Source organism: Microbispora catharanthi, from assembly GCF_006334915.2.
Taxonomy (GTDB): Bacteria; Actinomycetota; Actinomycetes; order Streptosporangiales; family Streptosporangiaceae; genus Microbispora; species Microbispora catharanthi.
In genome coordinates, this window is sequence record NZ_VDMA02000050.1 from 1 (window position 1) to 10930 (window position 10930).

At 70.4% G+C, this 10930-nt stretch carries 12 protein-coding genes; 5 read left to right on the forward strand and 7 right to left on the reverse strand.

The genetic code is table 11. The features are described 5' to 3' along the window. Nucleotides 1-285 precede the first annotated feature (285 nt). On the forward strand, nt 286-1215 hold the full coding sequence (locus tag FH610_RS42150) for a phosphotransferase family protein (RefSeq protein WP_161628216.1): 930 nt from the start codon (nt 286-288) through the stop codon (nt 1213-1215). A gap of 185 nt (nt 1216-1400) precedes the next feature. On the opposite strand, the gene FH610_RS42155 is transcribed toward FH610_RS42150, so the two are convergent. Genes FH610_RS42155 through pstS form a run of 5 tightly spaced genes read right to left on the reverse strand, consistent with a single transcriptional unit; the run spans nt 1401 to nt 5897 of the window. Continuing rightward, entirely contained in the window at nt 1401-2105 is a 705-nt protein-coding gene (locus FH610_RS42155) for a response regulator transcription factor (RefSeq protein ID WP_240809524.1), read from the reverse strand. 36 nt (nt 2106-2141) lie between these two features. Beyond that, nucleotides 2142-2918, reverse strand: a complete 777-nt coding sequence (gene pstB / locus FH610_RS42160) for a phosphate ABC transporter ATP-binding protein PstB (protein WP_139580852.1) — start codon at nt 2916-2918, stop codon at nt 2142-2144. A gap of 3 nt (nt 2919-2921) precedes the next feature. After that, on the reverse strand, nt 2922-3806 hold the full coding sequence (pstA, locus tag FH610_RS42165; RefSeq protein WP_139580853.1) for a phosphate ABC transporter permease PstA: 885 nt from the start codon (nt 3804-3806) through the stop codon (nt 2922-2924). Then, nucleotides 3803-4783, reverse strand: a complete 981-nt coding sequence (gene pstC, locus FH610_RS42170) for a phosphate ABC transporter permease subunit PstC (protein WP_139580854.1) — start codon at nt 4781-4783, stop codon at nt 3803-3805. The genes pstA and pstC overlap by 4 nt, the downstream gene beginning before the upstream one ends. Nucleotides 4784-4787: 4 nt before the next feature. Continuing rightward, nucleotides 4788-5897, reverse strand: a complete 1110-nt coding sequence (gene pstS, locus FH610_RS42175) for a phosphate ABC transporter substrate-binding protein PstS (protein WP_139580855.1) — start codon at nt 5895-5897, stop codon at nt 4788-4790. Nucleotides 5898-6061: 164 nt separating this feature from the next. Here pstS and FH610_RS42180 point away from each other — a divergent pair, with 164 nt between their 5' ends. Beyond that, nucleotides 6062-6520 (forward strand): low molecular weight protein-tyrosine-phosphatase, encoded by a 459-nt coding sequence (locus FH610_RS42180; protein WP_139580856.1) that lies wholly within the window; start codon nt 6062-6064, stop codon nt 6518-6520. Then, nucleotides 6507-7328: a fructosamine kinase family protein gene (locus tag FH610_RS42185; protein ID WP_139580857.1), complete on the forward strand. Its 822-nt coding sequence runs from the start codon at nt 6507-6509 to the stop codon at nt 7326-7328. Before FH610_RS42180 ends, FH610_RS42185 begins: the two co-directional genes overlap by 14 nt. 25 nt (nt 7329-7353) lie before the next feature. On the opposite strand, the gene hisN is transcribed toward FH610_RS42185, so the two are convergent. After that, the gene (hisN, locus tag FH610_RS42190) at nt 7354-8139 is read right to left on the reverse strand and encodes a histidinol-phosphatase (protein ID WP_139580858.1); all 786 of its coding nucleotides are present in this window, start codon (nt 8137-8139) and stop codon (nt 7354-7356) included. Between the two features lie 81 nt (nt 8140-8220). On the opposite strand from hisN, the gene FH610_RS42195 reads away from it, so the two are divergent. Further along, the gene (locus FH610_RS42195; protein WP_139580859.1) at nt 8221-8664 is read left to right on the forward strand and encodes a DUF4442 domain-containing protein; all 444 of its coding nucleotides are present in this window, start codon (nt 8221-8223) and stop codon (nt 8662-8664) included. 4 nt (nt 8665-8668) lie between these two features. Here FH610_RS42195 and FH610_RS42200 read toward each other — a convergent pair whose 3' ends face one another. Further along, entirely contained in the window at nt 8669-10006 is a 1338-nt protein-coding gene (locus tag FH610_RS42200) for an aminotransferase-like domain-containing protein (RefSeq protein ID WP_139580860.1), read from the reverse strand. Nucleotides 10007-10157: 151 nt separating this feature from the next. Between FH610_RS42200 and FH610_RS42205 the strand changes: the two genes are divergently transcribed. Continuing rightward, on the forward strand, nt 10158-10796 hold the full coding sequence (locus tag FH610_RS42205) for a LysE family translocator (RefSeq protein WP_139580861.1): 639 nt from the start codon (nt 10158-10160) through the stop codon (nt 10794-10796). Nucleotides 10797-10930: the final 134 nt, after the last annotated feature.

Sequence of the window (10930 nt, forward strand, 5' to 3'; positions counted from 1 at the left end):
TTGGCCGGGGGCGCGAGCAGCGGCGGGGAGGAGCGGAGCGGGCGGGAGGGAGGACCGCAGCGAAGGCCCAGCGGAGCGGGCTTCGCGAGGACCGGACCTTCCGACCGGCGCAGTGACGTCCCAACCCCACCCCACCCAACACCCCCACCGCGAGCTCTCCCGCCCCGGGCGCGGGGCGTCCCAACCCAACCGACCCGTCCGATCCGACCCCAACCCACCCGACCCCAACCCATACCGCCACCGGACGATGCGATGGCGTCTCCGCTAATGGCTAGGGTTACGGAGGTGACCGAGCGAATCACCCGCTTGCTGGCCCGCCACCTGCCCGGCTACGCGGTCAGAACCGTCGAGCGGCTGGGCGAGGGACAGGACAACGCGGCGTATGAGGTCAACGGGGAGTTGGTCCTACGGCAGAGCAAGATCGGCGACTGGGCTCTCCACGGCGACTCGTCTTTCCACGGCGATCCCGCTCTTCGCGAAAGCTCGGCTCTCCACGGTGATTCGGCTTTGCGTGCCGAAGCGGTGCGGCGAGAGGCGGCGTTGCTTGGCGCCGTGAGCGAGTTGTCGCCGTTGCCGGTGCCGCAGCCGATTTTCGTGGATGAGGAGGCGGGCTTCCTCGCGTACCGCAAGCTGCCCGGCCGTCCGCTGAACCTTCACCCGGTCAGGGAGCCCGCGCGTCTGGCGGGTCCCCTGGGCGATTTCCTGAGCCGGCTCCACGCGGCGCCGGTGGAGCGGATGGAGGCGTTCGTGCCGCGTGACACCTATCCGATGAGCGAGCTCCTGGAGGAGGCCGAAGGACACTACCGGGACATCGTGGCCCACGTGCCGCCGACCGCCCGGCGGATGGTCGAGGACTTTCTCGGCACCGCGGCCCCCGCAGAGCCCGGCGTGCTGGCGTTCTGCCACAACGACCTGGGCAGCGAGCACCTGCTGGTGGACGTCGAGGCCAGCGCCGTGACGGGAGTCATCGATTGGACGGACGCGGCCATCGCCGATCCCGCGTACGACCTCGCGCTCGTCTACCGGGACCTCGGACCCGAGGTCTACGGGGGGACGCTGGCGCATTACCAGGGCCGCCACGACGACGCGGACCACGAGCGGGTGCTTTTCTACGCCCGGTGCGCGCTGCTGGAGGACGTCGCGTACGGCCTGTGCTCGGGCGTCCGGTCGTACGCGGACGCCGGTCTGGCCCACCTCGGCCGCACCTTCTCCTGAGAGCGCCCTTGACGGCGATCCGGCTCACGAAGCATGGCCCGGGCGCGCCGCCACCGTCCACGTCACCGGCGTGCCCGGCAATCGGCAGCACCTGATCGACGCCTTCGCCGCCGCGATGTGCGACCGCTGAGCCCGGGCGGCCAGGCGGGCCGCCTCAGTCGGGAGTCCCGGGCCGAGAGCCGCGGTCAGCCGCTGACCAACCGGTAGCCCACTCCTCGGACGGTCTGGATCATCGTGTCCTCCACGTCGCCGAGCCGCGCGCGCAGGCGCTTGACGTGGACGGCGATGGTGTTGGTGGACATCCCGTCGTTCGAGTGCCAGACGTTGCGCATGATCTGCTCGCGGGTGACCGTTCTGTCCGCGTTGCGCATCAGATAGTGCAGCAGCTCGAACTCGCGGAGCGGCAGGTGAACGACGCGCCCGCCGACCCTCACCTGGTATGCCGTCACGTCGAGCTCCACGTCGCCGATCGTCAGCACGGTCCGGTGGCCGTCATGCCGGCGGAAGGCCGCCTGGACGAGGGGGAGAAGCTCGGGCACGCGGTATGGCCTGGCCACGCAGGCCGTGGCACCCGCCTCCAGCGCCTGCAGGGCCTGCTCGGCGTCGCTCCCGAAGTCGATGCCGAGCAGGACGGGCACGGCTCGCATGAGCCGTACGGCGCGGACGAAGTCGACGGGGCCGACGATCGGGAGGGAGGCGCAGATCAGCACGGCGTCGGGCCGGAGCGCCCCGGCCTGCAGCAGCGCCTGGGCGCCGTCCGGTACGCCGGTCACGTCGACGCCCGCGGCCTGCATGGCCGTCGAGAGCTGCCGCACCAGACCCGCGTCCGGATCGGCCACCAGGAGCATGGGCGCCGTCCGAGTGTCCCCCTCCACTGCGGGTGCCGTCACCCGGGTCCCTCCAATGCTGTCAGCCGGAAGCGGTCGTCAGCCGAAGCGGCCCGTGATGTAGTCCTCGGTCGCCTTCTCGGCCGGATTGGTGAAGATCTTCGAGGTCTCGTCCATTTCGACGAGCTTGCCGGGCTGCCCCTGCGCGGCCAGGTTGAAGAACGCGGTCTTGTCGCTGACTCGGGCGGCCTGCTGCATGTTGTGCGTCACGATCACGATCGTGTAGTCCTGCTTGAGCTGGGAGATCAGGTCCTCGATCGCCAGCGTCGAGATCGGGTCGAGCGCCGAGCACGGCTCGTCCATGAGCAGCACCTGCGGGCGTACGGCGATGGCGCGGGCGATGCACAGGCGCTGCTGCTGACCGCCGGACAGGCCCGCGCCCGGCTTGTTGAGACGGTCCTTGACCTCGTTCCAGAGGTTGGCGCCCTTGAGCGACTCCTCGACGACGCCGTCCAGCTGCGAACGGGAGTAACGGCCGTTGAGCCGCAGGCCTGCGGCCACGTTGTCGAAGATGGACATCGTGGGGAAGGGGTTCGGGCGCTGGAACACCATGCCGATGGTCCGGCGGACTGACACCGGGTCGACGTCCGCGCCGTACAGGTCCTGCTCCTCGAGGCGGACCTTGCCCACGACCCGGGCGCCGGGGATGACCTCGTGCATCCGGTTGAGGGTCCGCAGGAACGTGGACTTGCCGCAGCCGGAGGGGCCGATGAAGGCCGTCACCGACCGGGGCTCGATGGTCATCGAGATGCCCTCGATCGCCTTGTGTGAGCCGTAGTAGGCGTCGAGGCCCGCGACCTCGATCTGCTTGGCCATTCCTTACCTCCTCCTCGCGGGCGAACGCCACCAGGTGATGAGGCGTGCGACCAGGTTGAGCAGCATGACGATCAGGATCAGCGTGAGGGCGCCGGTCCAGGCCCGGTTGATCGCGGTGTCCGTGGGCCGGCCGGCCTGATCGAAGACGTACAGCGGAAGCCCCATCTGGGGCCCGTTGAACGGGTCGTTGTTGATGGAGTCGGTGATGAAGACGGTCAGCAGCAGCGGCGCGGTCTCACCGGCGACGCGGGCCACGGCCAGCATGACGCCGGTCACGATCCCGGTGAAGGCCGTGGGCAGCACGACCTTGACGATGGTGCGCCACTTGGGCACGCCCAGCGCGTACGACGCCTCGCGCAGCTCCCGGGGGACCAGGCGGAGCATCTCCTCGGCTGACCTGACCACGACCGGCATCATCAGGATCGACAGGGCGAGCGCGCCGGCGAAGCCGGAGAACGGCATGCCGAGCACGAGGATCCAGAAGGCCAGGACGAAGAGCCCGGAAACCACGGAAGGGACGCCGGTCATGACGTCCACGAAGAAGCTGATTGTGCGCGACAGCCGTCCGCCCTCGCCGTACTCGACGAGGTAGACGGCGGTGAGCAGGCCGATCGGGACCGCGATGAGCGAGGCGAGCAGGACCTGTTCGAGCGTGCCGATGATGGCGTGGTAGGCGCCGCCGCCCGCGTCGCGCGCCCCGATGTTGCGCATGGAGTGGGTGAGGAACTCCATGTCGAATCGGCCGAGGCCGTTCTTGACGACGAGCCACAGCACCGACAGCAGCGGGATGACCGCGAGCGCGAACGCCAGGTAGACGAGCACCTGGACGAGGCGGTCCTTGGCCCGCCGGGCCGCGGAGATGGGCTGGATTCCGGTCTGTACGGTCACGCTGCGGCCCTCGCGTACTCCTTGCGGCGGGCGATGACGAAGCGGGCGGCCATGTTCACCAGCAGGGTGATGAGGAACAGGACGAGACCCGAGGCGATCAGCGCGCCGCGACCCACCTCGGTCGCCTCGCCGAAGCCGTTGGCGATGTTGGCGGCGATGCTGTTGCCGTAGGGGCCGAGGATCTGGAACGAGATATTGAACGTCGCCGGGAAGATGAGCGCGACCGCGATCGTCTCGCCCATCGCGCGGCCGAGGCCGAGCATGGCGGCGCTGATGACGCCGGGCCGGCCGAACGGCAGGACCGACATCCTGATCATCTCCCAGCGGGTCGCGCCGAGCGCGAGCGCGGCCTCTTCCTGCATCTTGGGGGCCTGCAGGAAGATCTCGCGGGAGATCGCGGCGATGATCGGCAGGATCATGATCGCGAGCACGAGCGACGCGGTGAGCATGCTCTTGCCGACCACGGTGTCACCGCCGAACAGCGGGATCCAGCCGAGGTAGTCGTTGAGGAACTTCGACGGGCCGAGCATGAACGGCACGAGGAAGGTGACGCCCCACAGGCCGTACACCACGCTGGGGACCGCCGCGAGGAGGTCCACCACGTACCCCAGGACGGAGGCGAGCCGCCGGGGCGCGTAGTGCGAGATGAACAGCGCGACCCCGACCGCCACCGGGGTGGCGATGACCAGCGCGAGCAGCGAGCTCAGCACGGTGCCGAAGGCGAGCGCGCCGATGCCGAAGACGGGCTTGGTGGCGTTCGGCTGCCAGGTCAGTTCGGTCAGGAAGTGGGACGTGTTCGCCTGGAGGGCGGGGACGGCCTTGACGACCAGGAACACCCCGATCGCGGCCATGATCGCCAGAAGGACGATACCGGCCCCGGTCGAGGCGAAGCGGAACGGGCCGTCGCCGCGGCTGCGCCGGAAGGCGGACCGGCGCATGGCCGGCCCGCTCTCCCTGGTTCTGGTTGGTGTCGCCATCTGGTTAGGCGATCGCCTCGACCGCGGTGCGGACCTTGGTGAGCAGGCTCGACGGCAGCGGGGCGTAGCCGAGGCTGGTCAGCGCCTGCTGGCCCTCGTCGCTGGCGGTGTAGGTGAGGAACGACTTGACCAGCTTCGCGTCCTCGGCCGCCAGGCCCTTCTCACAGGTGATCTCGTACGTCACGAGCACGATCGGGTAGGCGCCCGCCGCCTTGGTGGCGTAGTCGATCGAGAGCTTGAGGTCGTTGCCGGTGCCCTCGATCTGGGCGGCCTCGACGGTCTTGGCGGCGCTCTCCGGGGTGAGCTCGACGAACTCGCCGGAGCCGTTGGCGACCTTGGCCTTCTGGAGCTGGGAGTTCTCGGCGAAGGACAGCTCGACGTAGCTGATCGCGCCCTCGGTGCTCTTGATGCTGGAGGCGATGCCGTCCGAGCCCTTCGAACCCTGGCCCTGCGCCTCGGCCGGCCACGCCTTCGCGGGCTCGTACGGCCAGTCGGCGGTGGCCTTGAGGAACTTGGTGAAGTTGTCGCTGGTGCCCGACTCGTCCGAGCGGTGGAACGCCTGAATGGCGGTCGAGGGCAGCTTGGCGTCGGGGTTGTCGGCCTTGATGGCCGGGTCGTCCCACTTGGTGATCTTGCTGTTGAAGATGCCGCCGATGGTCTTCGGCGAGAGCTGCAGGCCGTCCACGCCCGGCAGGTTGTAGACGACGGCCACCGGGCCGGTCACCATCGGCAGGTTGATGGCCTTGCCGGTCTTGCAGCGGGCGTCGGCCTGGGCGGGCTCGCCCTTGTCCTCCTTCAGGGCCGAGTCGGAGCCGGCGAAGGCCACGGTGCCCTGGATGAACGCCTGGACGCCGGCGCCGGAGCCGCTGGGGTTGTAGTTGATGCTGACGCCGGGGTTCGACGACTGGAAGTTCTTCTTCCACTCCGCGATGGCGTTCGCCTGGGCCGAGGAGCCGGCGGCGTTGATGGTGCCCTTCGCGGTGTCGTCGCCCTGCACGGGAGCGGCGGCGCTGGAGGTCCCCCCCGCGGTGCTCGTGTTGTCATCGGTCCCGCATGCGGCGAGCGAGAGCACGCCGGCGATGGTGGCGGCGGCGAGCCGGCCTGCATACTTCACGGTTGTTCCTCCCCATGTCTTCTCAACATCAGGGACGGTAGGGAGCCAAGGTGACCTAAAACCTTGGTAAAGGTGAACGGGTAGTGAACGCCCCCAGTCGCTCTTGTGTGGCCTCGGAAGAGATAACGAGCAGGTCACGGGCGTTATAGGAGAGGATCGAGTTCATGAAGCGGGTATGTCTGGTCTGCATGGGGAACATCTGCCGATCGCCGATGGCCGAGGTCGTGCTGCGCCGTACGGTGGCCGAACGCGGGCTCGACGTCGAGGTGGACAGCGCCGGCACCGGGGGCTGGCACGCGGGGGAACCGATGGACGATCGGGCCCTGGCGACGCTGGCCGACCACGGCTACGACGGCTCGTCCCACCGGGCCCGCCAGTTCGACCGGGCGTGGTTCGCCGAGCGTGACCTCATCCTCGTGATGGACCGGGACAACCTGCGCGCCGTCCGGCGGATCGCCCCGCCGGACGCGGACGTCCGGCTGCTGCGGTCGTTCGACCCGGCGGCTCCCGAGGGCGCCGAGGTGCCCGACCCCTACTACGGCGGACGCGAGGGTTTCGTCGAGGTGCTGCGGATGGTCGAGGCCGCCTGCGAGGGGGTGGCGAAGTACCTTGAGGATCACTAGGGATCTCGGCGGCGGACACGCCTGGACGCTGCACGAGGGCGTGCTCGACGACGGCCGCAGGGTGTTCGTCAAGAAAGGCGCCGGCGAGAAGGGCGCGGACGCGTCCGTCGTCCTCGGCAGCGAGGCTGCGGGGCTGCGCTGGCTGGCCGAGCCGCGAGCGGTCGCCGTCCCCGAGGTGTTCGCCGCGGACGGCGGCGCACTGGTGCTGGAGTGGATCGACACCGTCCCCGCGACGGCCGGGACCGCCGAGCGGTTCGGGCGTGAGCTGGCCGCCCTGCACGCCGCAGGGGCCGCGGACTTCGGCGCCCCCTGGCCCGGCTACATCGCCGAGCTTCCGATGAGCAACGAGCCCGCGCCGGACTGGCCGTCGTTCTACGTGTCCCGCCGCGTGCTCCCGTTCGTACGGCTCGCGCGCGACCGCGGCGCGCTGTCGGCCGCGGACGCGGAGCTGGTCGAGGAGGCGTGCGACCGGGTGGCGGAGGTCGCCGGGCCGGCCGAGCCGCCGAGCCGGATCCACGGCGACCTGTGGAGCGGGAACCTGCTGTGGTCGGCGGAGGGGGTCGTGCTGGTCGATCCGGCAGCCCACGGCGGCCACAGGGAGACCGACCTCGCGATGCTGGCGCTGTTCGGGGCGCCGCACCTCAACACGATCCTCGCCGCCTACCGTGAGGCGGCGCCCCTCGCGGACGGCTGGCGCGAGCGTGTGCCGCTGCACCAGCTCCACCCGCTCGCCGTCCACGTCTGCCTGTTCGGCGAGGCGTACCGCGGCAGCCTCCTCACCGCCGCGGGCGACGTGCTGGCGTTGTAGGGCTCAGCGAGGGGAGTTGCGGGGCTCAGCGGGGGGACAGGCGCTTGAGCACCTCGTTGTGGAGCAGGCCGTTGGTGCAGACGAGGTTGCCGCCGTCGAGGGGCGGGGTGCCGTCGAGCGAGGTGCAGGAGCCGCCGGCCTCCTCCACGATGATCGTAAGCGCGGCCATGTCCCAGGGGGACAGCTCGGGCTCGGCGGAGATGTCCGCCGCGCCCTCGGCGACCATCATGTGCGACCAGAAGTCGCCGTAGCCGCGGGTGCGCCAGCAGTCCCTCGTGAGGTCGAGGAACGGGTCGAGCCGTCCGGCCTTCTCCCATTCCTCGAGGTCGGAGAAGGAGAAGGAGGCGTCGTCGAGGCGGCCGACCGAGGACACCTCGCAGCGCGTGGCCTTGCTCAGACTCCGCCCGGTCCACGCGCCGCTCTCCTTGGCGGCCCACCAGCGGCGGCCGAGCGCCGGGGCCGAGACCACGCCCACGACGACCTTGCCGTGCTCCATCAGCGCGATCAGCGTGGCCCACACGGGGACTCCGCGTACGTAGTTCTTGGTGCCGTCGATCGGGTCGACGATCCAGGAGCGCATGCCGTAGCCGGTCATCCCGAACTCCTCGCCCACGACGGCGTCGCGGGGCCGGGCGCGGCGCAGCGTGCCGCGGATCGCCTCCTCCACGGCCCGGTCGGCGTCGCTGACCGGGGTGAGGTCGGGCTTGGTGTCGACCTTGAGGTCCACGGCCTTGAAACGGCGCATCGTGATGTCGTCGGCGGCGTCCGCCAGCAGATGCGCGAGGTGCAGGTCGTCGCGGTACTCCGTCACAGGCCCAACGTATCGTGCCGCGACCTGCTCACATCAGAGGAAGGATCGCTCCATACCGTACCAGCCGGTAACATCCCGGCCATGGACATCGGCGCCTTCATGCTCGACAGCGTCCCGTTCGCGCGGCTGCTGGGCATCACGTTCGACTCGATCGGCAGCGGTGAGGCGGTCGCCCGCCTGGCCGACCGGGGAGACCTGCACAACCACGTGGGCGGCCCGCACGCCGGCGCCCTGTTCACGCTGGCCGAGACCGCCTCGGGCGCGGCCATGCTGTCGGCCTTCGGCGACCAGTTGTCCCGGGCCGTGCCGCTGGCGACCGAGGCGAGGATCGGCTACCGCAAGCTCGCCATGGGCGAGGTCACGGCCGCCGCCACCCTCAGGGCCGAACGGGAGGCGGTCGTCGCCCGGCTGGACGCGGGAGAGCGGCCCGAGTTCGAGGTCGCCGTCGAGATCCGCAACGCCGAAGACGTCGTCGTCTCGGAGATGACCGTCTTCTGGACCCTGCGCCCCAACCGCAGGGGGTGACCCCTCACTCGGCCAGCAGGTCGTCCGGTGAGGAACGGGCGAGACCGGCGAGGGTGGCCAGGGCGCGTGCCAGCGTCTCGGCCGGGGGTGAGGCCAGGCCGAGGCGGACGGCGTTCGGCGTGCGGTTGTCGCCGACGGCGAAGGCCGCCGCCGGAGTGACGGCGATGCCGTGCCGCGCGGCGGCGGCCACGAACGTGTCGGCCCGCCACGGAGGCGGCAGCTCCCACCAGCAGTAGTAGGACCGGGGATCGCCGCGGACGGCGAACTCGCCCAGGTGGCGCGTCGCGATCTCCTGCCGGGCCTCGGCGTCCCGCCGCTTGCCCCGGCTCAGCGATTCCACGACGCCGTCGCCGGCCAGCCGGGCCGCCGCCTCCAGCGCGAACCGCGGCGGCGCGGAGCCTCCCGAATGCAGTGCCGCGGTCACGTTGGGGGCGACGGCCTCGGGCACGACGGCGAATCCGACGGTCAGCCCCGGCGCGAGCCGCTTGGAGAGGCTGTCGACGAGGATCGTGCGCTCGGGGGCCGCGGCGGCCAGCGGGGGCAGCTCGTCCCGGAGGAACGACCAGATGCCGTCCTCGATCGCGGGCACGTCCAGCCGCGCGAGCACGGCCGCGAGCTCGGCGCGACGCCCGACCGGCATGGTGAGGGACAACGGGTTGTGCAGCGTCGGCTGGAGGTAGACCGCTCTCAGCGGTGCCTTGCGGGCGGCGGCCTCCACCGCCTCGGGCACCAGGCCCGCCTCGTCGACCGGCAGGGGCACGAGGGTGACCCCGAGCCGGGTGGCGATCGTCTTCACGACGGGGTAGGTGAGCTCCTCGACGCCCAGCCGCGCACCCGGCGGGACCAGTGCGGCGATGACGGCCGCGATCGCCTGGCGTCCGTTGCCGGCGAAGAGCAGCCGCGCCGGGTCGGGGCGCCAGCCGGCGCGGGCGAGCAGGTCCGCGACGGCCTCGCGAGCGTGGGGAGTGCCCGCCGCGCCCACCGGCCGCATGGACGCCTCCAGCACATCGGGGCGCAGCAGCGGCCTGATGCCGTCCCCGAGCAGGCGGACCTGCTCGGGGATGACGGGATAGTTGAGTTCGAGGTCGATCCTGGTGCCGCTCGGTTCGGCCAGGGCGGTCCCGGGACGTCGGGCGGAGGCGCGTACGAAGGTGCCGCGGCCGACCTCGCCGACCGTCAGGCCGCGGCGGGTCAGCTCCGCGTAGACGCGCGCCGCCGTGGAGCCGGCGATGCCGCGCCGCCGGGCGAAGTCCCGCTGCGGAGGCAGCCGGTCTCCCGGCCTGAGCCGCCCGGCCGCGATCTCCGCGGCCACCTCGTCGGCCAGCTCCCGGTAGTCCTCCACCGCCGCCTCCTCTCCGCGCCAACGGTGAACGCATCCAAACACAACATTGCTCCGAGAGCAATATTGAATATTGCATTGTTTGTGAGCGGTGCAATAGCCTGAGAAAGCCGTCCGGACCGGCACTGATGAACTGCGAGGAGAGGGCGGCGTCATGGTCGAGACGAACGCGGTGCTGGGGGTCGTGTCCGTGGCGCTCGGAATGGTGCTTTCGCCGGGCCCGAACATGATGTATCTCGTGTCGCGCAGCATCAGTCAGGGGCGCCGGGCCGGAATCATCTCGTTGAGCGGAGTCGTCGCGGGATTCCTCGTCTATCTGACGGCGACGAATCTCGGCCTGGCGGCGCTGTTCGCCGCGTTTCCGCAGGTTCTCACCGCGATACGGCTGGCCGGAGCGGGTTACCTGATATGGCTCGCCTGGAAGACGATCAGGCCCGGCGGCGCTTCGGTGTTCACTGTGCGGGACGTGCCGCACGACCCGCCGCCCCGGCTTTTCGCCATGGGACTGATGACGAACCTGCTCAATCCGAAGATCGCCATTCTGTATATCTCCGTCATTCCGCAGTTCGTCGATATCCGAGCGGGAAACATGCTTTTCCAGGGCGTCGTTCTCGGCCTTTTCCAGATCGCGGTGGCCGCGACGGTGAACCTGTCGATCGTGCTGGCCGCCGGAAGCGTCGCCGGTTTCCTGGCGCACCGGCCGGCGTGGCTGCGAGCCCAGCGGATCGCCATGGGGAGCATGCTCGGAGCGCTCGCCGTAATGCTCGCTTTCAGCCGGAGCGCGTCGTTCTGACCCTCGTCGGCCTAGGCCCCGTTTCGAAGTCCGCTATCCGGCGGCGTGTCGTGCCCGGACAAGCAGTGAGGTCTCCGGTAGAGGGTTCATCGACCAAGAAGAACCTGAACACCGGAGACCTCGTTGGCCACCTT

What these genes read in the sequence shown, in the direction of transcription:
- FH610_RS42180 (WP_139580856.1), top strand. Translation starts at nt 6,062, where the DNA reads ATGAAGCGGGTATGTCTGGTCTGCATGGGGAACATCTGCCGATCGCCG.
- FH610_RS42205 (WP_139580861.1), top strand. Translation starts at nt 10,158, where the DNA reads ATGGTCGAGACGAACGCGGTGCTGGGGGTCGTGTCCGTGGCGCTCGGA.
- pstB (WP_139580852.1), bottom strand. Translation starts at nt 2,918, where the DNA reads ATGGCCAAGCAGATCGAGGTCGCGGGCCTCGACGCCTACTACGGCTCA.
- pstC (WP_139580854.1), bottom strand. Translation starts at nt 4,783, where the DNA reads ATGGCGACACCAACCAGAACCAGGGAGAGCGGGCCGGCCATGCGCCGG.
- FH610_RS42195 (WP_139580859.1), top strand. Translation starts at nt 8,221, where the DNA reads ATGGACATCGGCGCCTTCATGCTCGACAGCGTCCCGTTCGCGCGGCTG.